The sequence below is a fragment of the Acinetobacter portensis genome (assembly GCF_009372215.1).
GTDB classification, from domain to species: Bacteria; Pseudomonadota; Gammaproteobacteria; order Pseudomonadales; family Moraxellaceae; genus Acinetobacter; species Acinetobacter portensis.
The window spans coordinates 1-21,751 of record NZ_LWRV01000031.1 but is presented as its reverse complement, the minus strand read 5'-3'; the positions used below and the strand labels follow the sequence as shown (position 1 = coordinate 21,751).

The 21,751-nt window shown below is 35.5% G+C and carries 22 protein-coding genes; 14 read left to right on the top strand and 8 right to left on the bottom strand.

Annotation, left to right across the window (positions count from 1 at the left end):
- Positions 1-34 precede the first annotated feature (34 nt).
- A complete protein-coding gene (dnaA, locus tag A6M14_RS01440) occupies positions 35-1,408 on the bottom strand; it encodes a chromosomal replication initiator protein DnaA (protein WP_152873045.1) in 1,374 nt (457 codons plus the stop codon).
- Positions 1,409-2,058: 650 nt separating this feature from the next.
- Here dnaA and rpmH point away from each other — a divergent pair.
- From rpmH to A6M14_RS01390, 10 genes are all read left to right on the top strand, one after another.
- Positions 2,059-2,193: a 50S ribosomal protein L34 gene (gene rpmH / locus A6M14_RS01435; RefSeq protein WP_067662597.1), complete on the top strand. Its 135-nt coding sequence runs from the start codon at positions 2,059-2,061 to the stop codon at positions 2,191-2,193.
- Between the two features lie 29 nt (positions 2,194-2,222).
- The gene (gene rnpA / locus A6M14_RS01430; protein WP_163124619.1) at positions 2,223-2,615 is read left to right on the top strand and encodes a ribonuclease P protein component; all 393 of its coding nucleotides are present in this window, start codon (positions 2,223-2,225) and stop codon (positions 2,613-2,615) included.
- A gap of 9 nt (positions 2,616-2,624) precedes the next feature.
- A complete protein-coding gene (gene yidD, locus A6M14_RS01425; protein ID WP_152873042.1) occupies positions 2,625-2,945 on the top strand; it encodes a membrane protein insertion efficiency factor YidD in 321 nt (106 codons plus the stop codon).
- A gap of 5 nt (positions 2,946-2,950) precedes the next feature.
- Entirely contained in the window at positions 2,951-4,726 is a 1,776-nt protein-coding gene (yidC, locus tag A6M14_RS01420; RefSeq protein ID WP_152873040.1) for a membrane protein insertase YidC, read from the top strand.
- A 92-nt stretch (positions 4,727-4,818) separates the two neighbouring features.
- A complete protein-coding gene (gene mnmE / locus A6M14_RS01415; RefSeq protein ID WP_152873038.1) occupies positions 4,819-6,174 on the top strand; it encodes a tRNA uridine-5-carboxymethylaminomethyl(34) synthesis GTPase MnmE in 1,356 nt (451 codons plus the stop codon).
- A gap of 203 nt (positions 6,175-6,377) precedes the next feature.
- Entirely contained in the window at positions 6,378-7,628 is a 1,251-nt protein-coding gene (locus A6M14_RS01410; RefSeq protein ID WP_152873036.1) for a tyrosine-type recombinase/integrase, read from the top strand.
- Between the two features lie 507 nt (positions 7,629-8,135).
- Complete coding sequence (locus A6M14_RS01405; RefSeq protein WP_152873034.1) at positions 8,136-8,378, top strand: helix-turn-helix transcriptional regulator; 243 nt, start codon at positions 8,136-8,138, stop codon at positions 8,376-8,378.
- Complete coding sequence (locus tag A6M14_RS01400; RefSeq protein ID WP_152873032.1) at positions 8,375-8,584, top strand: helix-turn-helix domain-containing protein; 210 nt, start codon at positions 8,375-8,377, stop codon at positions 8,582-8,584. Before A6M14_RS01405 ends, A6M14_RS01400 begins: the two co-directional genes overlap by 4 nt.
- Before the next feature lie 110 nt (positions 8,585-8,694).
- Positions 8,695-11,133, top strand: coding sequence for a DUF927 domain-containing protein (locus A6M14_RS01395; RefSeq protein WP_152873030.1), 2,439 nt, complete (start codon positions 8,695-8,697; stop codon positions 11,131-11,133).
- A 424-nt stretch (positions 11,134-11,557) separates the two neighbouring features.
- A complete protein-coding gene (locus A6M14_RS01390; protein WP_152873028.1) occupies positions 11,558-12,370 on the top strand; it encodes an OB-fold protein in 813 nt (270 codons plus the stop codon).
- Between the two features lie 213 nt (positions 12,371-12,583).
- Here the strand turns inward: A6M14_RS01390 and A6M14_RS01385 are convergent, their stop codons facing one another.
- On the bottom strand, positions 12,584-13,015 hold the full coding sequence (locus tag A6M14_RS01385; RefSeq protein ID WP_188110833.1) for an Sbal_3080 family lipoprotein: 432 nt from the start codon (positions 13,013-13,015) through the stop codon (positions 12,584-12,586).
- A 242-nt stretch (positions 13,016-13,257) separates the two neighbouring features.
- On the opposite strand from A6M14_RS01385, the gene A6M14_RS01380 reads away from it, so the two are divergent.
- A complete protein-coding gene (locus tag A6M14_RS01380) occupies positions 13,258-13,953 on the top strand; it encodes a DsbC family protein (protein ID WP_152873026.1) in 696 nt (231 codons plus the stop codon).
- A 60-nt stretch (positions 13,954-14,013) separates the two neighbouring features.
- Here A6M14_RS01380 and A6M14_RS01375 read toward each other — a convergent pair whose 3' ends face one another.
- The 3 genes from A6M14_RS01375 to guaD all read right to left on the bottom strand — a co-directional run bounded on the left by A6M14_RS01375 (position 14,014) and on the right by guaD (position 16,500).
- Entirely contained in the window at positions 14,014-14,265 is a 252-nt protein-coding gene (locus A6M14_RS01375) for a GlsB/YeaQ/YmgE family stress response membrane protein (RefSeq protein ID WP_152873024.1), read from the bottom strand.
- Between the two features lie 168 nt (positions 14,266-14,433).
- Positions 14,434-14,961 carry a hypoxanthine phosphoribosyltransferase gene (gene hpt, locus A6M14_RS01370; protein WP_152873022.1) on the bottom strand — a complete coding sequence of 176 codons (528 nt, stop codon included), beginning with the start codon at positions 14,959-14,961 and terminating at the stop codon, positions 14,434-14,436.
- A 213-nt stretch (positions 14,962-15,174) separates the two neighbouring features.
- Entirely contained in the window at positions 15,175-16,500 is a 1,326-nt protein-coding gene (guaD, locus tag A6M14_RS01365) for a guanine deaminase (protein ID WP_152873020.1), read from the bottom strand.
- A 137-nt stretch (positions 16,501-16,637) separates the two neighbouring features.
- On the opposite strand from guaD, the gene A6M14_RS01360 reads away from it, so the two are divergent.
- Positions 16,638-17,204, top strand: a complete 567-nt coding sequence (locus tag A6M14_RS01360; RefSeq protein WP_241678024.1) for a nucleotidyltransferase family protein — start codon at positions 16,638-16,640, stop codon at positions 17,202-17,204.
- Between the two features lie 44 nt (positions 17,205-17,248).
- Here the strand turns inward: A6M14_RS01360 and A6M14_RS01355 are convergent, their stop codons facing one another.
- Together A6M14_RS01355 and A6M14_RS01350 are read right to left on the bottom strand one after the other, a co-directional pair.
- The gene (locus A6M14_RS01355) at positions 17,249-18,211 is read right to left on the bottom strand and encodes a TerC family protein (RefSeq protein ID WP_152873018.1); all 963 of its coding nucleotides are present in this window, start codon (positions 18,209-18,211) and stop codon (positions 17,249-17,251) included.
- 310 nt (positions 18,212-18,521) lie between these two features.
- Positions 18,522-19,718 (bottom strand): sugar transporter, encoded by a 1,197-nt coding sequence (locus tag A6M14_RS01350; RefSeq protein ID WP_152873016.1) that lies wholly within the window; start codon positions 19,716-19,718, stop codon positions 18,522-18,524.
- Positions 19,719-19,904: 186 nt separating this feature from the next.
- Here A6M14_RS01350 and A6M14_RS01345 point away from each other — a divergent pair, with 186 nt between their 5' ends.
- Together A6M14_RS01345 and A6M14_RS01340 are read left to right on the top strand one after the other, a co-directional pair.
- Complete coding sequence (locus A6M14_RS01345) at positions 19,905-20,192, top strand: GNAT family N-acetyltransferase (RefSeq protein WP_188110832.1); 288 nt, start codon at positions 19,905-19,907, stop codon at positions 20,190-20,192.
- Between the two features lie 44 nt (positions 20,193-20,236).
- Positions 20,237-20,527 carry a GNAT family N-acetyltransferase gene (locus A6M14_RS01340; RefSeq protein WP_152873013.1) on the top strand — a complete coding sequence of 97 codons (291 nt, stop codon included), beginning with the start codon at positions 20,237-20,239 and terminating at the stop codon, positions 20,525-20,527.
- A gap of 79 nt (positions 20,528-20,606) precedes the next feature.
- Here A6M14_RS01340 and A6M14_RS01335 read toward each other — a convergent pair whose 3' ends face one another.
- The gene (locus tag A6M14_RS01335; RefSeq protein WP_338325160.1) at positions 20,607-21,695 is read right to left on the bottom strand and encodes a zinc-dependent alcohol dehydrogenase family protein; all 1,089 of its coding nucleotides are present in this window, start codon (positions 21,693-21,695) and stop codon (positions 20,607-20,609) included.
- Positions 21,696-21,751: the final 56 nt, after the last annotated feature.

Sequence of the window (21,751 nt, the reverse complement as noted above, 5' to 3'; positions counted from 1 at the left end):
CCGCATTGCAAGAACATAATTTGAACAGATTCAATCAACTTTGCAACAAGCGTTGCAAGTTTTTATAGTCCTCGTTAAAGATCGGATCTTCCTCACGTAGACTAAGTACTTTTTCACATGCATGCATAACCGTACTGTGATCTCGACCACCAAAAGCCATCCCAATTTCAGGGAAACTATCACCCGTTAATTCACGGGCTAAACCCATTGCTAACTGACGTGGTCGTGCATAAATACGTGTTCGTTTTGGACCAATCATTTCTTTTAACGGAATACGGAAATATTCACTCACAACACGCTGAATATTTTCAGTACTGATTGTACGAGCTCGAATCGCTAAAACATCTTTCAAAGACTCACGCACAACATCTAAGTCGATTGGTGTTCCTTTAAAACGTGAAATAGCAACAACTTTGTTTAAAGCACCCTCCAATTCACGAACGTTAGCAACCACTTGTTGTGCGATAAATAATGCACAATTACGTGGTAAATCAACATCATTACTTTCAGCTTTTTTCAACAAAATTTCGATACGCGTTTCAATATCTGGTGGTTCAACACCAACAGACAACCCCCACGAGAAACGAGAAACTAATCGTGGATCTAACTCCGTTAATTCTTTTGGATAACGATCTGAAGTTAAAATAATTTGCTTAGATTCATCTAACAAAGCATTAAACGTATAAAAAAATTCAACGAGACTGGCTTCTTTACCTGCTAATAAATGAATATCATCGACTAACAATAAATCTAAAGAACGGCAATTCTTTTTAAACTCTTCAACTTTGCCTTGTTGCAATGACTTCACAAAATCTTGAACAAAACTTTCAGCAGTCATATACATCACACGTGCATTTGGTTTTGCTTGTAATAAAGCATTACCCACAGCATGCATTAAGTGTGTTTTACCCAATCCCGTAGGACCGTATAAAAATAATGGATTATGTTGTGATGCCCCAGGCTGAGTTAAAACCTTACGACATGTTTCAGCGGCCATTTGGTTAGAACGACCTTCAACAAAAAGTGAAAAAGTAAACAACGGGTTAAGTAACCGCTTACGGCTATTTTTACCATTTACTTCTTCTTTTTCTTTTTTAGGTTTTATCACTGGTGCTGTTTCTAAGGCAGCTGTCGTTGTTGCTGGCTGTTCATTTGCAGACAATATCGCACCAGGTCTAGAGTCAACTAAAATTTCAACCTTGCAAACACGTCCTTCAGACAATTGTTCAGCCAATATTGAAATTAACTCTAAATGATGTTCCTGAATATAACGTGTCCAATAAGGATTCGGTGCGTATAAACGTAACGTATCGTTTAGTTCTTCCGCAATTAAAGGTCGAATCCACATTGTAAAGACATTACCAGATAACTCTTGTCTTAAACGAGTTAAGCAGTCTGTCCAAAGCATGCGAACCCCCTATTCGTTCCATGATGTATTAAAAATATTCAAGACCGCAAAAGCGGGTCGCCATTCTAACGAAGTTATCCACATCTGTCATGGCAAATTAAAGTGTATTTGTTAAAAAAAGAATAAAACAAACTATATTTTTAAATTCAAACAAGGTGTGGATAAGATAATCAACAACCTGTGGATAAAATATATCACAAAGTTATCCACAATGTTTCAGTTTTATAAAAACATAGATATCCACAACTTAAATATATAATATTAAAAAAATAAAAGCATATTTCCACAGAAAAATAAGACCCTAATAGTAATAAATTTAAATTTATAAATTTGAATTTAATAATAAGAGTACATTCTTTTGTGAGTAACTATGGTTAATTTTGAATTTAAATTTAAAACGGAATATTTTGCTTTAAAAAAATATAACCTTGTTGATAAACTTGTGATTAAACCTGTTATTAAGTTCAATACTAGTTATTATTCAAATGTTTATGTTGTTGGCAACTTTTCATTTTTAAATTTATTTTTAATTTTTAATTTTTTCATTAAAAACATCATTTTTGTTACAAGTTTCATTTTTCATTGACAGCTCAAGCAATGAGCACTAAAATCGCGAACCTTCATAGTAAGATCATTTTTGGAGTTTCAATATGAAACGTACATTCCAACCATCAGAATTAAAGCGTAAGCGTGTTCATGGTTTCCGTGCTCGTATGGCTACTAAAGCTGGTCGTCAAGTATTAGCTCGCCGTCGTGCAAAAGGTCGTCAGAGCTTAACTGTTTAATCAGTTAAGGGATAATTACCTTGGGTGTTATAACAAAACTTTATAGCTTCAGCGCAGAGGTTCGATTACGCTGTGCTGCAGATTATAAAGGTGTGTTTGATGGTGCGCTTTTTAAAGTGCATCAGCCCCACTTCTTATTTTTAGCAAAACATTCCGAATCGCCTAATAGCCGTTTGGGTATTGTTGTTGCTAAAAAGAAAGTGCGTCGTGCACATGAAAGAAATAGAGTAAAACGTCTTGCTCGCGAAAGTTTTCGCCTGCATCAACAGCAATTAGATGATTTAGATATTGTTGTTATGCCTAAAATAGGTATTGATACAATTTCAAACGCTGAATTGCATCAGCAATTACAAAGTGCTTGGCAAAAATTGCAACGCCTTGCCAAAAAGCATTCCAAAATAGTTCCATCCCCACAAAAGTAGAGATGGCCAATGGTTCGTTTACTGCATTGGTTTATTCGTTTCTATCAGATTGCGCTTAGTCCTCTTTTAGGACCTCGCTGTCGTTATATCCCCACTTGTTCTCAATATTCATTGGAAGCAGTCCATACACATGGAGCTGTGCGTGGTGTGTGGCTGGCGACTAAACGTATTTGTCGTTGTCATCCATGGGGAGGATCGGGTTATGACCCAATCCCACCTAAGGTAATTCGTTTTATTTCATTTCAGCAAATAGATTCTCAAACGCTTCACGTTGTTGTACCCTTTCGTGATCGTTTAATGAACCAAAATCACTCTAACCACTTGGGGTAATTGATATGCAACAATGGGCCAGGATTGCCATTCTAGGAGCTATGTTTGTTGTCGCATATTTGCTCATTTTGGCTTGGCAAAAAGATTATGGACATGTGGAACCTAAAGTACAGCAAGCTGCTGTCGCTCAAGTTACACACGAAGTATCTGCAGATTTGCCAAATGGTCAAACGGCTACAGCAGCAACTGCTACTGATGTGCCACAAGCAAATATTGCTACTACGCAACAAACTTCGGATGCTACAGCACCTGTAAGTCAACAACTTATTTCAGTACAAACTGACCTTTATCATCTTTGGATTAATCCTAAGGGTGGTGATATTGTTCGTGTTGAATTACTCAATCATGACAAAAATAAAGACAGCGATGATCCGTTTGTAATGCTGGAAAGCGATGCAAAACGTACATATGTTGCGCAATCTGGATTAATTGGTCTAAATGGCCCAGATAGTAGCCGTAACGGTCGTCCTGTATATGAGTTTGAAAAAGCGTCTTATAGCTTAGCCGACGCTAAAGCAACACAAGATAAAGATGGTAAAGCAGTTAAAGTTTTAACTGTTCCTATGGTTTTCAAAACTGCTGATGGTATTGAAATCATTAAAACCTTCACGTTTAAAGAAGGTGATTACCCTGTTGTTGTTAATCATAAAGTGATTAACCGCAGTGCAAGCAATTGGCAAGGTCAAATGTTTGGTCAACTCAAACGTGACAACTCAGAAGATCCAGGTAAGTCTGACCAAGGTATTTTTACTTTAGGTACATTCTTAGGTGGAGCTTGGGGGACGCCTGAAGAGCATTACAACAAACTTAAATTTGCTAACTTCAATGAAGAAAAATTAAGTGTTGATGCGAAAGATGCTTGGGTTGCTATGGTTCAGCATTACTTTGTTAGTGCTTGGATTCCTGGTGATATCAAACTCACTCAAGGTGAAGGTCAAGCTTTCACAGCAAAACTAGAATCTCGTAAATCTTCTGATGATATGAATATCATTGGTTTTACTTCTCCAGCAATTAATGTTCCTGCGGGTACTGTTGCTGAAGTAGATGCGACTTTCTATTCAGGTCCTAAAATTCAATCTGAATTAAAAGACTTGGCAGTAGGTTTAAACCAAACTGTAGATTATGGTTGGTTGTGGCCAATTGCTAAACTTTTATTCTTAGGTTTGCAATTCTTCCACGGTATTGTTGGAAACTGGGGTTGGTCAATTATTCTATTGACAGTTCTTGTGAAACTTATTCTTTGGCCTTTATCGTCTAAGAGCTATCGCTCAATGGCGAAAATGCGTGTGATTGCACCAGAAATGCAACGTATGAAAGAAGAGTTTGGTGAAGACCGTATGCGTTTCTCTCAAGAAATGATGGCGCTTTACAAACGTGAACAAGTAAACCCTCTTTCTGGTTGCTTACCGCTATTACTTCAAATGCCAATCTTCCTTGCGTTGTATTGGGTATTGATGGAATCTGTTGAACTTCGCCATGCGCCTTGGTTAGCTTGGATTCAAGATTTATCTGCAATGGATCCATGGTTTATCCTTCCATTGTTGATGGGTGCTACGATGTTCATTCAGCAAAGTTTAAATCCTCAGCCTGCAGATCCTATGCAAGCGAAAGTATTTAAATTTATGCCAATTATCTTCACTGTATTTATGTTGTTCTTCCCAGCAGGTCTTGTACTTTACTGGATCTGTAACAACAGTATTACTATTTTGCAGCAAAGTTTAATCAACAAATCTGTTGGTAAAGACCGTGCAAAACGTGATGAGGCAAATCCAGCAAACTAAGCATTGCTGAATAGCTGAATAAATCCGCTTAAGATGGTAATCTTAGGCGGATTTTTATTTGTCTGTACTTTGAGATTTTTTAGGTGAATTTTATGCAAAACCGAACCACAATTGCTGCTATTGCCACACCACCTGGTCGTGGTGGTGTCGGAGTGATTCGCCTATCGGGTCCCAAATCATATGAAATTGCAGAAGCGCTTACGCAAAAAAAACTCGATAAAGCACGTTATGCAGGTTTTCGTAAGTTTTATGATGCCAATCATGAGGTAATGGATGAAGGTTTAGCAATTTGTTTTCCAAATCCACATTCATTTACAGGTGAAGATGTTGTTGAGTTGCAAGGTCATGGTGGTCCTGTGATTCAAAATGCACTTTTGGGGCGTTTATTTGAGCTTGGTGCAATTGCTGCAAAAGCGGGTGAATTTTCAATGCGCGCATTTGAAAATGGTAAACTCGATTTAGTTCAAGCAGAAGCTATTGCAGACTTAATTGATGCAACATCGCAAGCTGCTGCACGTTCTGCTGTGCGTTCATTACAAGGTGCATTTTCAACAAAAGTGAATGCAGTTTTAGAACAGCTTATTCATTTGCGTTTACATGTTGAAGCAGCAATTGATTTTCCCGAAGAGGAAATTGATTTCTTGGCTGATGGTAAAATTTTAAATCTGTTGGATGGTGTTGCGATATCTGTAACTGCCGTTCAGCAATCTGCTCGTCAAGGTCAGTTATTGCGTGAAGGTTTACAAGTTGTTATTGCGGGTAAACCGAATGCTGGTAAATCTTCATTATTAAATGCTTTGGCGGGTATTGAACGCGCCATTGTGACGGATATTGCAGGTACAACACGTGATGTTTTACATGAAAAAATTACACTAAATGGTTTACCAATTACCTTAACAGATACAGCTGGTTTACGTGAAACAGGCGATATTGTCGAAAAAGAAGGTATTCGTCGCGCGATTAAAGAAATTGAACAAGCAGATTTATTATTGCTTGTTTATGATTTAAGCCAAGGTGAAGATCCATTAGCACTCGCACAAGAATATTTTGCCGATCATATTGAGCCAAAGCGTTTAATGTTGATTGGTAATAAGTGCGATTTAACAGGAAAATCGGCTGAAATTTTAGATTATCAAGGTTTCCGTCATATCTCTGTCTCAGCTAAACAAGAAACAGGTGTTCAGTCACTTATAGATGCGATTACAGCACATGCAGGCTTCCAACCTGAAGAAGATACCTTTATTGCAAGAACACGTCATTTAGACGCAATGAAGCGCACTCAGGAATATTTGGCGGAAGCACGTGAGCAACTTGTTGTTTACAATGCAGGTGAATTGGTTGCTGAGTCACTTCGTTTAGCACAAAACGCTTTAGGTGAAATTACTGGTGATTTTAGTGCAGATGATTTATTAGGGAAAATCTTTGGATCCTTCTGTATTGGAAAGTAATTTAAAAATTGGGTGATATTCCAATAAGTTCTAACACATTCCAATATAAATTAAATAGCATTAAGTTTTATATACTTAGTGCTTTTTTTATTCCTTTTTGTTATTCCAATATGTTCTATGGATTCATCTAGTGCTATGATTTTTTAGTCACTGATAAGTCACAAGATAAAGGTGACTTCATTATTTTGCATGGTGACTAAAATATGGCTAAGGCAGAAACTATAGTTTTTTCGACAGACAGAGAAATTAAAAACTTAAAAGCGCAAGACAAGCGTTATACAGCAAAAGATAAAATTGCGAATGGGCTTTTTTTAGATATTACGACTACGGGCGTAAAGTCGTGGTGGTATCGCTATTCTTTGAACGGTAAACAGGAAAGACTTGTTCTAGGTCGTTATCCTGATTTGTCCTTACAAGATGCTAGGCAGTTACGAGATGAATCCGCTTCACAAGTTGCTAAAGGTATTTCCCCAAAACAAGAAAAAGAAAATAAGAAAGCTGGGAATGTAAAAAATGTTTTGCTTAAAGAATATGGCGAACGCTATTTGAATGAAGTTATTAAAAAAGACCGTAAAAATCCCTATAACATGATTTTGTGTTTGAACAATGATATTTACCCATATATTGGGCATATCGCTGTGAAAGACATTTCTATGGATGATATTCGCCGTGTGATATGGCGCAAAAAAGAACAAGGTTATGATGCTTCTGCTAATCAAGTACGAGGCTTATTAAAACGTATGTTTGATTATGCTGTTACGCTTGGATTAGCACCCTACAATCCTGTTTTAGCGATTCCATCAAGGCATGTATTTAAAAGTAAGCCTAGAGATAGATATTTATCTACAGAAGAAATCCGAAAGTTTTATACGACCCTTTTAAACTCAAGAATTTATAGAGCTAGAAAATTAGGCTTACTGCTTTCATTGCTAACACTATTAAGAAAATCAGAGCTATTGAGAGCTGAATGGTCGCATATAGATTTTGAGCAACGGATATGGCGTATTCCTGAAACAAAAGCAGATAGCAAAACAGGTCACAGCCGTGAAATGGTCGTTTATATGTCTGACCAAATTATTGAGATTTTAAAAGAACTCAAAACGATTGCTGGTGATGAGCCTTATGTATTTGTAGGTCGTAAAAGTGGTACGCATATTAGTCATAATGCGTTTAATACGGCACAAAAATCGGCTTTGGCTTTAACTGATATTCCTGATTTTACAATTCATGATTTACGGCGAACGGCAAGCACCCATTTAAACGAGCAAGGCTTTAATCGTGATGCAATCGAGAAATGTTTGAACCATTCTGCCTTTGGTGTACGTGCAACATATAACAAAGCTGAGTATGCAGAGGAACGAATAAAGATGATGCAAAAATGGAGTAATTTTATTTTTGATGTGATTTATCAATCTAATATATTGTTTTTTAACAATAAATATAAAAGTGTGTAAGCCTATTTGTAAGGGAGACGCATTGTAATCATGTTATTGATGAAATTCAATATCAGTAAAGCAAATAAAGGTTAAAAAAAAAATTGCATTCTATGATAAGGGCAAGTTAGACTTGTTTTAGTTGCATACAAAGTGTTCTAGTTTGTTCAAGTGAAGTCTGATTAGACCCTTGATACGGTACAGGCACACTTTATTTTATGTAATAAAAAACCCGATGTTGACGCATCGGGCTCGGAGTGAAGTTGACGCTTCACTGTATTTTGTAATCGCCTACTTACAGGTACAAACCTAAAGGAACTTTAGATATGTGAAACGATTGAGTTAATTGTTCATGATTTGAGCGTAAACAACTATTGAATTATTTTTATGAGTTGTATTAAAACATATTCCATACTATTAGTGGATGGATGTTTTAGATAGTTGCGCTTTAAATTTCAGCAATGCCCTTTCTATCTCTTTCTAATCCTTTCTGTTTTGTGTCTAGGCAACCTTTTAATGAGGTGTCTTATGACATTGTTAAAAGAGCAACAAGCTCAAAATTTGCGTTTAATTCGCAGGAAAGAAGTACAAGCCAAAACTGGCTATGGTCCATCTTCAATCTATGCAGAAATGGCAAAGGGTCGCTTTCCTAAGCCCGTTGTACTATCTGAACGTAGAGTAGCGTGGATAGAATCCGAAGTAAATGAATGGATAGCTGAACGTATAGCAAGTCGTAACGCCTCTATTGCAATGATGGAGGTTAAGCCATGATTCATTCACAAAAGATTTTAATTCTTAATCATTTAAAACAAGGTCACACCCTTTCACAAGCCGAAGCAATCAATTTGTTTATGTGCTATCGCCTAAGCGCAATTATCAAGTGTTTACGCAATGCTGGTTATGACATTGTGACGCATAAAGTGAAAAACCGTTCAAATCATGCCAGCCATGCACGTTATGAACTTAAAGAGGTGTAATCATGAAACAGTATCTATTTGATTTAGCTTTAGGGCTGTTTTATGGGGTGATTTATATTCTTTTTCTAATCGGCATTGAATGCCTAATTAAAGCATAAAGGGGGGAGCTAATGAACGCATATCAAAAAGCCCCGAGCTTAGAAAAGCCTAGTGACATTTTAGCAAATTGTAAGACCTTAAATCCACAGGATGGCACATTTAAGTGTCACCCTATTATTCAGCGTTTTGGTAGTCCTAATTGCTCGATTTATCTTGACGATGCAATAGTGACTATTGAGGGTGTTGAGTACGAAAATCCTTTGATTTTACCTATCTATGATGAATATTTAGAGCTTATTCAGTGTGCTGTATTGCAAGATGAAAAACCAGTGCAAATCATTCCTAATGGGCAAGGTAAAGGCTTTGCTTATTATGGTGATTTAGAGAAAGATAAGCCTGTTATAATCGCGCGCGCGTTAGAGGAATTTTTCAAACTTGCGCAAACAGGTTATGCCGTTGTTTTGGTTGTATTGCCACATCTATGTAATAAGCATTTAACTGAATTAAAGCCTAAAGACTTTAAGCAAATAGAGTGTGTAATTAATCAGTTATCGAATGCTGGTTATCAGTATCTATATTTGCCTGTCAGAGCTGAACACATTAAAACAGAGCCTTATCAAACACTCGAAAACACAACTCAAGTACGTTTACTTAATCAGTATCAAATCATAGATGGTGATGACTGTTTTATTGACTTATCTCAATATGATGATGCTGAACAAGTTAAACAGTTTTTTGATGATGCAATAAAAAAACTACCCAAAAAGCCGACTTTACAGAAAGGTCATTTAGCTAAACCAATGAAGTGGGAAAATGGATATTTTCACATTTTAAAGGATGGTATTTATTTTGCTGAAAATGATAGCAAAGGATTTTTACAAAAACGCTTTGTATCTAGCTTAATTATGGTTGAAGCAAAAACCCATGATTGCACGAGTAATAACTGGGGCGTTTTACTCAAATGGAAAGATGATAATGATATAGAGCATACACAGGCTTTATCTATGGAGTTATTCCAAACGGATGGGGCTGATTTGCGTAAAACTTTATCTTATCAAGGCGTGAAAATAGCCTCTGATTATCGCTCAAGAGGTCTGTTTCAAAGCTATCTAATGAACTATCCAACTGAGCAACGTGCTTTATGTGTAGATAAAGTGGGATGGCATGAAAATATATTCGTATTGCCTCATAAGAAATTCGGAACGAGTGCAAATAATGAAATCATTGTTTATCAAGCAAATCATGGCTTAGATAATCTCTATCAATCTAAAGGCTCATTAGAACAGTGGCAAAGTGAAGTATCAAAACTTGTAGAGAATCACAGCCTATTGGTATTTTCATTATGCACAGCGTTTGCTGGACAATTGCTTGACCCTCTTAACCAACAAGGTGGGGGTTTTCACTTTAAAGGCGGTTCATCTAAAGGAAAAAGCACAGGCTTAAATTTAGCGTGTTCTGTATGGGGTAATCCAAAGAATTTTTATAGAACATGGAAAGCTACAGGTAATGCGATAGAGCATACAGCTTATATGCACAATGATAGCTTTTTAGTCTTGGATGAAATTGGCGAAATAGCGAACCCTAAAGAGCTAGGTAATATCATTTATATGCTTGCCAATGGTTCGGGTAAAGGTCGTATGACTAAGCAAATTACAGCAAAGGCTACGTATAAATGGAAAGTATTATTTTTATCAAGTGGTGAAAAGAGCTTGAAAGAAATCATGCTTGAGCAAGGTCAAAAAGCTAAGCTTGGGCAAGAAATACGTTTAGCTGATATTGATATAGACCAATCTGAATACGGTATTTTTGATTGTATAGATTTTGCAGAGGATGGAGCAAAGCAAGCGATTGAATTAAACAAGCGTATTAATGATTGTTATGGCGTGGCTGGCATTCAATGGCTTGAGTATCTAACCAATGATAAAAGTCACATTATGGATGAAGCTAGGGCTTTGCTAGAGGCTTATAGAGAGGTTTTAACAGAGAGCAATACTCAAGGGCATATCACACGAGTAGCGAACTATTTTGCGCTTGTAGCAACTGCTGGAGAGCTTGCAACTAAAGCCAATATCACAGGATGGAAAACAGGCACAGCATTGAATGCTGTAAAGAAAGTTTTTAATCAGTGGTTAAATGGTTTTGAGCAAGTTGGTGATTATGAACATAGAGAAATGATTACTCATGTTAAGGCATTTTTTGAGGCGAATGAATCAAGCCGATTTGAAGCGATTACCCCCGACCCTGACCACAACGAGAAAATTATTAACCGTGTTGGTTATTGGAAAATAGACAATGGTGCAAAGATATTCTATGTGCTGAATGAACAATTTAAAAAGGAAGTATGCAAGGGCTATGATAGCCGAAAAGTCGCAAAAGCATTACAAGCTTATGGTTTACTTGAGCATGACACAGGTAAGACAGGTAAGACTGTGAGACTCCCATCTAAAGCTAATTCAATCAAAGTTTATGCGGTGAAAGAATCTATTTTTAGCTGGGAAGCTTTAAATTAAGGTAACAGAGGTAACAAAGGTAACAGGCTTATATGTAAGGGTTTTGAGGGTGTTACCTATACTAAAATGCAAGAGGTAGCAGAGGTAACAAATTTTGATTAAATCAATTTATTTGTTCCCTTTGTTACCTATTCTATAAAAGTGAGGTAACAGTCTTAAATGATACTATATCAAGGGTGTTACCCGTGTTACCTACGTTACCCCTATAAAATATGTGTTTTGAAAAATCATTTCCTTTAAGTCGTCCAAAAACTATCTAGGATTTAATTGAGCAGTACGAGAGAATATTATCAAGACTTCTGCAAAAAAAATTAAAGTACTAAATTAATAAGATTTTACGGACACGTTACTAACATATTAACTATTTATGGATTATGTGTTTATATTTGGTTAGTATGTATTTTTGTTTTAAAATTAATCGATTATGAAAAAAACATCAATTTTAATGGGTGTATTACTCCTTATTGGCTGTGGTCAAGAAAGTAAAGATAATTCAACTAGTCAACAAGATATAAACAATACGAAAGTAAAAGAAGAGTTGTTTTCTGAAAAAGGTAAAGAGTTTTTAGAATTTGCTATAAAAGATGAATTTGAAACATTATCTGATGGTGGGGATGTTCAAATTACTGAATACTATCCTCTTTACACAGCCGAAAAAATCACAAGCGATTACGATAAAAATGAAATCAGAGCTAATAATTTATATAAAGATAAACAATTCTTTATCACTGGTGCTATAGGTGGAATTGAGGCTGGCATAGATGATAAACCAGTTGTTAATTTAAAGACGAATGCTAACTATGGCTTTAATTCACCATTATTAAAATTTAATAAAATTGACCAAGGAAAAGTAGCTGAATTAAATAAGGGTGATAAAGTTACATTCTTGTGTACTGGTAATAGTGAAATAGCAGGGAGTCCTATTTTAGAAGATTGTATTTTCTTAAAAACATTTGAAAAGAAAATACTTGATGATGCTTTAAAGTTTGAAGATAAAGATTTGTCTGGGAAAAATAGTCAGTATAAACAAGCCGTTTTTACCTATGCTGTTTCAACGTTAGGCTTAAGCAAAGTATCTAATGATTTTGAAAAATGTAAAGTTGTAGATATAACCTGTATTGACGAAATTTCAAAAACAGTTAAGAAAGAGGATGTTCAAAAAACTACTGATGAGCTAAAAGCCCAATTTCCTAAAGCAATTGAATCAAAAGAAAAGTTAAAACATTCAGAGAAGTAAAAAGATGTATTTTGGGCGTAATAAACATAGCCGAAAATATATTTCTAACGTGTGTATAAATTATTCTTAAACATTGTAAATTTAGTCACCAATTAGTCACTAAACCATTAAATTATTAGTAAGTTATTGAATTTAATATTTTTATTTTGTTTTATTGTGTTCTGTATTGGAAAGTAATTAGATTTTTAAAAGCCCTCAATTGAGGGCTTTTTTTTATTTTAATAATTCGTCGACTAATTCATTTACTTTAGTTTCGGTAGATCGCCATTTATTAAAAGCGAATCCACCCTTCCCTTTTAAATGAAATTTTGCTTCAGAAACCTGTTTGTTGTCTTTATACAATGTAAATTGAGCGGAGCTTAAATAGGTCACAACATCCCATGTTCGTAAGGCTGTATATGTCATTGTGACATCACAAAATACAGGTTTTGCATTTTCAGGATAAACTTGTGCTTGAATATTATATCTTTTAAAGCTTTGAATCATGGTTGTTTCAAAGCCATCAATAATGACTTTAGGATTGTGAATAATGCAAATTTTCTGAAGATGTTTTGCTTGAAAACCTTCAGTGTTATTCACTTGAATAGATGTACAGGCACTTAATCCACCGCATATTAAACTCAAAAAGGTTAGTTTCTTGACCACATTATTCCCTGTTTTTGTATTAATAGTTGAAATTTTATTATCTTAAAATAAATTATATATTTCAATTGCTTAATTTATTTTATCTTGCAATTTTAAGCTTTTATATAAAATGAAATGTTATTGTTTCACGTGGAACAAAAAAACAAATAGTGGCTAATATAGATTGAGATAAAAAAATCAAACACAGCAGGAAGTTAGAAACGGTAAAATCAAATTAATTTAATAGATGCGAAGACCATAAAATGAAAAAAGCCATACTTCTTGCAACAGCATTCATATCGACGTTTACATTTGCGAATGTAGATACGGTTAAAACAAATTTAGCGAAGAATAATCCAGATGTGAATGTTCAAAATATTCAAGCCACAGAAATGAAAGGGATTTATAGCGGTTCTTTAAATGGACAAATTGTGTATTTAAATGATGATGCCCAACATATTCTGGCAGGTTCAATGGTTCGTTTGAAAGATAAGCAGAATTTAACCAAAAACTTAGTGATTCAACAATCTAGTTTAGATTGGAAAAAGCTTCCATTGAATGATGCAATTAAAGTTGTGAAAGGAAATGGTAAAAGACAAATTGCTGTATTCACAGACCCAAATTGTCGTTATTGTAAAGAATTGGAAGTAGAACTTAAAAAGCTAAATAATGTCACGATTAATATATTTGTTTTAGCATTTAAGCCACAATCTGTTGCACCGTCTAAAAAAATATTCTGTGAGAAAAATCCTGCACAAGCATGGGATGATTTAATTTCAAAAGGTTATGAACCAACAGGAAATAAATCATGTGAGAATCCTATTGACCGTAACCTTGCTTTAGCGCGTACTTTGGGTATTAGTGGTACGCCAACTATTATTTTCTCAAATGGTTTTAAAGTTTCAGGTGCTTACCCTGCGGAACAAATTGAACAAATTTTTAAAGAATTTGGTTTATAAAACCTAAATAAAAGATGCAAAAAAAGCACCTTAAATGAGGTGCTTTTTTATTTTTTTTGATTAAGATTTTTTGGCAATCAGGTTGTAAATAAATAAAATAATAATTGCACCAATGACAGAAGCAATAAAGCCTGCACTAGATCCTTCTGGATATAAACCAAGGAAACGTCCGCCGTATGTTGCAAGTAATGAACCTGCAATACCTAATGCAGCTGTCACAAAGAATCCTGCTTTATCTTCACCTGGGTGAATAGCACGAGCAATTAAACCTGCAACAAAACCAATGACGATTGCAACGATAAGTGACCACATAATGGTTCTCCTTGTAATTTATCTTTATTTTATAAAAGTTTGTAAATCTATCATTAAACAAAAAGCATGAAGAGGAAAGAAAAATTTAGCGAAAGTTGTTGTTTTTTTGTTCTCCAAAATGTTTGAATAAAAAAAGTGGCTTACGCCACTTTTTTATCAAAATTTAAATTAAAGACCAATTTCACCAATAAATGGAAGGTGACGATATTTTTGATCGTAATCTAAGCCATAACCCACAATGAATTTGTCTTCGACTTCAAAACCTAAAAATTTAACATCTAAGTCAATTTCACGGCGTGAAGGTTTGCTCACTAAAGTGCAAAGTTCAATTGAATTGGGTTGGCGTGTACTTAAAATTTCTAAAACTTTGCTTAAGGTATTACCTGAGTCAATAATATCTTCAACAACAAGAATATCTTTACCACGAATTTCGCCATCTAAATCTTTCAAAATTTTAACGTCTTTTGAAGATACGGTTCCACCGCCATAGCTTGATACCGTCATAAAATCTAGTTCATGCGGCTTTGTTATTGCGCGACACAAATCTGCCATAAAAATCACAGAGCCACGTAATAAACCTACAAGTACTAATTCTTTGTCACTGTTTGCGTAGTGTGCATCGATATGTGCACCAAGCTCTTTAACTTTAGCTTGGATTTCTTCTGTGGAAATCATTACGCTCATTTGAACGGTCATGGGTAGATACCTAAAGAGAAAATATAAAAATAAAAAAGGCGTTGACCAGCAACACCTCATATATATCTTAATTTTAATACATCTAGGGTTGAGATGCATCCCTTTTGCCTGTTTGGAATGTAATCATTGTTTTGCAATTTGTGAATTAATCACAAATTAAAATAGAACAATCAGTAAATTTCATTCAATAAACAAAAAGATGAAATACATTCTTTATTGAGCATTACTTTTGCTATACGCCAATTGACCAAAGACATAAGTACTATGAATATTACGGTCATCACCCATGGTCATCAATGCAAATAAAGCATCATCAATGTTTTTAGCACGTTCCTGACGCAAAGCTTGAATTGCTGTTGGTTTTAAATCTAAAACAACAAAATCTGCTTCTTTGCCGACATTAAAATTCCCCAACTTTTCATCTAAATCTAAGGCTTTTGCCCCACCAATAGTTGCATGATAAAGCGCTTCAAATGCAGATAATTTATCGCCTTGCAGTTGTTGAACTTTGTAGGCTTCATTGAGGGTTTGTAATTGGTTGAATGATGTCCCTGCGCCTACATCTGTGCCTAAACCTACTTTTACTTGTTTTTCCCAAGTCTTTTTCAGTGGAAATAAACCACTACCTAAGAATAAGTTTGATGTTGGGCAAAATGCGATTGCAGAATCAGTCTTATGCATGCAATCCCACTCTTCATCTTCTAAATGTACACAATGTGCAAATACAGAACGTGAGCCTGTTAAACCATAATGATGATACACATCTAAATAACCTTTTTGCTCGGGGAATAAATCTTTCACCCATGCAATTTCATTTTTGTTTTCACTTAAATGTGTATGCACATAAACATCTGGGAATTCAGCTTTTAACTTGCCTGCCACAGTCAACTGCTCAGGTGTAGATGTTGGCGCAAAACGTGGAGTGATTGCATACAAGTTGCGACCTTTACCATGCCATTTCTCAATGAGTGCCTTAGAGTCTGTATATGCGCTTTCTGCGGTGTCACAAAGTGCTTCAGGTGCATGACGATCCATCATCACCTTCCCTGCAATTAAGCGCATTTGGTGTTGTTCTGCGGCTTCAAATAAAGCATTTACAGATTGAGGATGTACGGTACAGAAAACGAGAGCTGTTGTTGTACCGTTTTTAAGTAGTTCATTGATAAAAAACTTTGCAATTTTGTCTGCATAATCTTTGTCTTCAAACTGAATTTCTGTAGGGAATGTATAGGTATTTAACCACTCTAAAAGCTGTTCACCGTATGCACCAATCATTTCTGTTTGCGGGAAATGAATGTGCGTGTCGATAAAGCCTGGAACAATGAGCTGATCAGGATAATGTTGAAGGTTCATCTCTGAATTAAGTTGAGCCTGCCCTGCTTCCCAAGTGCCAAACCATGTGATTTTTCCATTTTTAGTGATGAGTAAACCATCTTCAATATATCGAACAGCTTGGTCGATATCGGACGCTTTTGAAACTGTATTTTGAATATCGAGAAAACGACCACGAATGGCTGTAGAGGAGATAATTGAAGACATATAAACCCTATGTTTGTACTTTTTTCAGTTGATTGTAACTTAAAAAATGAACTCTTCCATGATTCATCGCATAATCTTTACCAATTGAAAATTTAAGATCATGATTTAAAAAATGAGTGAGTATGAGGGTGATGAAAATGGAAGAAAAATATTCTGAAAATTTGAAAGAAATTTTATCTAAAAACCAAATAATCATGCAGATTTTAACGACTTTAAAGATGCTAGAACCACATGCTTATATTGCCGCAGGTATTATTCGGAATACGGTTTGGGCGCATTTACATGATCAGCCTTATGATTTAGAAAATACGGAAGTTGATGTTGTTTTCTACGATGAAAAAAATCCTTCAAATCATGCAAAAAATTTGCAAAAAGAAATGATGCGCATATTTCCCAATATGGAGTGGGATATAACCAATCAAGCCTTGGTACATACTTGGTATAAAACAGATACAGGAGAAAGTATTGCACCTCTAACTTCAATTGAGCATGCATTGTCTTTATGGCCCGAAACGGCAACATCTGTTGCGGTTCGTTTAAATGACAAAAACGAAATACAATATGTTGCACCTTTTGGATTGGCAGACTTATTTGAATTGAAGTTGCGTTGGAATAAGACGTTGGTCAGTCATCAAGTATTTTTATACAGATTAAAAACAAAGAATTTTTTAGAAAAATGGTCAAAATTAAAATTAATCGATTAAAAAAGCCTTCCAAAAGGAAGGCTTTTATCCATCATATTTTAGGTTTATAAGGTCGTTTCGTTATATTTTTTACTGTGTCGAATCGACAAAAGAGCCGTTACAGTTAAAGTAATAATAATGAACCCAAGTGAAATCCAAATTGGCATATGGAAAACATCAAGCATCAGCATTTTAAAGCCAATAAATACTAAAATAAGACCTAAGCCATAAGGTAAATAATGCATTTTAGATGCCGCGCCAGACAACAAGAAGAACATTGCACGTAAGCCTAAAATTGCCATTAAGTTTGCAGTTAATACAATGAATGGATCGGTTGTTACTGCAAAAATAGCAGGAATAGAATCGACGGCAAAAATAACGTCAGATGCTTCTACTAATATTAAAACTAAAAATAAAGGTGTTGCCCAAAGCATGCCATTTTGACGAACAAAGAATTTGTCCCCTTCTAGCGTTGGTGTAATACGCATGTGTTTACGTAGCCATTTTAGAATCGCCATATCTTCAATATTTGGGTCATCATCTTGTCCTTTTAGGAATTTGAAACCTGTATAAACCAAGAAAGCACCAAAGATATAAAGGATCCATGAGAATTCTTGAACAAACCAAGCCCCAATAAAAATGAAGATGGTACGTAGAACAATTGCGCCTAATACGCCGTATAAAAGCAATTTGCGTTGTAACGCAGGCGGAATAGCAAAGGCTGCGAAAATCATCAGCCAAACGAATACATTATCAATTGCGAGTGATTTTTCGAGTAAGTAACCTGCAAAGTATTCCATGACTTTGGTGTTTGCGACGGTTACACCCGCAGTTTGTTGTAGGTATAACCACAAACCGCCACCAAATAAGGTTGCAATAGAAACCCAAGCAAGGCTCCAGTATGCAGCGGTTTTAATTTTGACGTCTTGACCTTGTTTTTGTTTAAAGCCTAAAAAGTCGATAATAAGCATGACAGCAACAATGCCGAAAAATGCTAAATACAGCCATAAAGTACCAATTGTTTCCATGGGGGAATTCTCCACATCTAACAACCAGCCATAAAAAAACCTTGACCAGTCGCCAGATGAAATAAAACATCTGTAACAACATGATCAAGGTCTTGCCTACATCTTTGTATTTATAAAAGATGCTCAGATACCGACTTTTTGCAAAGTGTAATGACGATATTCTGACACGTTAAATATTCATAAATGATTGTTTAACGTTTGGAGGAGGCTACTCCCCTTGTTCAACTTAATTTTGTTTTGGACGAATCCAAATATGCACGAATAATGACAGATTTTTAATCCATCTGCAAATGCTCACTTGTTAAAATGATTAAACCTTATTTGGCATAAAGTCTGCACGGCGGACTAATATTAAAGCCAATAGTGTCCCTAAAACAGCAATCACACCGCCAATAATACCAATATAACTTAAGCCTAAATGCGTACTGACAATGCCACCTAATAAAGCACCACCACCAATTCCGACATTGTATAAACCTGAATAAATTGCCATGGCAACATCTGTTGCATCGGAAGCTAAATTAAGGGTTTTTGCTTGAAGTGCAAGACTAAAACCAATAATGCCCATGCCCCAAAACATGCAAACCGCGCTGAGAGCAATAAACTCACCTACGAAAGGAAGTAATAACAACATTGCGAGTGCTAAACAAAGGGTACTGAGTGGAATTGCAAGTTTTGGGAATTTTGCACCAAATTTGCCAAATAAATACGAGCCAAAAAAGCCTGCTCCGCCAAATATTAAAAGTAATGCTGTCGTTTGAGCAGAACTAAAATGTGCAATATTCAGTGAGAATGGTTCGATATAACTATATGCCGTAAATTGCGCAGTAATAATGATGATGGTTAAAGCAAAGACCATCATTAAGCTTGGGCGTTTTACAAAGCTCGCTAAACTTTTGATAGAGCCTGAATTTACACTTGGCAATAATGGCAAAGTTTTCGCAAGCGTAATACAGACAGCTGTAGCACAAATGGCGATTAAACCAAATGTATTGCGCCAACCATAGGCTTCACCAATCATTCGCCCAAAAGGAATTCCTAAAACCATCGCTAAAGATGTACCTGTCGCGAGTAATCCTAAAGCTTGGAATTCTTTACCTTTGGGTGCTACACGAACTGCTAAAGAAGCTGTAATTGACCAAAATAATGCATGAGCAAATGCAATTCCAATACGGCTAATGAGTAATACGGTAAAGCTCCATGCAAAATAAGACAGAATGTGACTCACAATAAAAACAACAAAAAGCGCAATGAGTAAAAAGCGTCGTTCGATATTCTTTGTGAGCAACATAATGGGTAAAGAGATAGGTGCAACTACCCAAGCATATAGCGTAATCATCATGCCTACATCGGTGGCGGGCATAGCAAAACTTTTACCTATATCACTTAATAATGCGATAGGTACAAATTCTGTGGTATTGAAAATAAAAGCAGCAAAAGCCAGTGTAATCACGCAAATCCATTGTTTGGATGTTTGTGATTCTGCTTCTATGGGGGAAGTTTTCATATAAAAATAGTGAAGAAGGTTTGTGTGAATTGTAGACTTATTTAATGGTGAAGTTAAGGTTAGTGTTGTATGACTCAAAATTAAGAATGTCTGTGACGTGGCTGATATGCAGATAATAAAAATTAACAGTATGAAAAAAAGAAACGTGGCACTTTCTAAATTAAGAATAATTTAAAGGATAGAAAAGTGTTAGAAATTAAACATGTTGAGAATGGTTCTAAGGGTGAATTTTATATTGGTGAAGAAGGTCATCATTTGGCAGAAATGACCTATTCATGGGCAGGTGAAGATAAGTTTATTATTGATCATACGCATGTGGAAGATGAATTACACGGGCAAAATGTAGGTCGTCTTTTGGTGAATAGTGCTGTGGAATATGCGCGTGAAAAAGGTGTGAAAATTTTACCTTTGTGCCCTTTTGCTAAATCTGTTTTTAATAAAGATTCATCTATTCATGATGTGTTATTTGGTTAATATATTGGTATTTCATATTTAGTCTTATATTTTAGAGATTCACTATGCAGTTTCAACATGAAGATAATGGTCAATTGGGTGAGTTTTTTGCGGTAGATGATACTGGGGAAAGAATAGCTGAAATTACATATGTTTGGAGTAATCCACATACGATTATTGCGAACCATACATGGGTTGATGATTCTTTGCGTGGTCAAGGTGTTGCACGTCAGTTGCTTGATGTTTTAGTGGAATTTGCACGTGAAAAAAATATAAAAATTTTACCTACATGTTCTTATGTTGAAGTGATGTTTAGACGTGATAAGAATTTAGCGGATATTAAATATATATCTTAAATTTTTAATTGCTCATTTACGTTGTAATAAAAAAGAGGTCCTTATTTAAGGACTTCTTTTTTATAAAATACTTATCGCTTTAAAAATCAATAATCACTTTTAATGCATTTTCATCCGCACCATGTTTAAACACGTCGTATGCTTTTTCAAGATCCTGAAATTTAAAATGATGTGTTGCTAGTTTTTCAAGTGGTAATTTGCCCGAACAACATGATTTTAAAAGCATGCCAGTTGTATTTGCATTGACTAAACCTGTGGTGATCGTTAAATTTTTGATCCAAAGTTTATCGAGTGCAAAACTAACAGCTTGTCCATGTACACCAACATTGGCGATATGTCCGCCTTCTTTAACAATGTTTTGGCAAACATTCCAAGTCGCTTCTATTCCGACTGCTTCCATTGCACAATCAACACCGCGACCATTGGTAATTTCTAAAATACGTTGTATTGCATCTTCTTTAGTTGAATTTATGGTGTGTGTAGCACCTAGTTCTTTGGCTAGTTTTAGACGGTTATCATCCATATCTACAACAATAATTTGTGATGGTGAATAAAATTGTGAAGTGAGTAAGCAACCCATTCCAATAGGTCCTGAGCCTACAATAGCAATAGTATCTCCTGGTTTTACATCACCATATTGCACACCAATTTCATGTGCTGTTGGTAATACATCAGATAAAAATACAGCGACATCTTCGTTTAAACCTTTAGGTAATAAATAAAGTGAATTGTCTGCAAATGGTGTGCGAACATATTCTGCATGCGTACCATCAATCATATATCCTAAAATCCATCCACCTTCATTTCGGCAATGCGAATAAAGTTGTTTTTGGCAGTTTTCACATGTACCACATCGGCTCACGCAAGAAACAATGACACGATCACCCTTTTTAAAGTTTTTAACGCCATTACCGACTTCTTCAATAATCCCGATACCCTCATGTCCTAAAATACGCCCATCAAAATGTCCTTGATTTGCTTTCACTGTTTCTTCAATTTCAGGATTTTTCCCTTTCAAAATACCTAAATCTGTACCGCAGATCGTTATTTTTTCTAATCGAATAATGGCATCGGTAGAGTCTATAATTTTAGGGAGTGGGCGTTCTTCAAAACGTAAATCATTGGCACCGTGATATACCATGGCTTTCATTGTGGTTTTAGTCATCATTTTTCTTCCTTATTTATTTGATAAGTGATGTATTTAATCTAGGGTCTGTTGACATT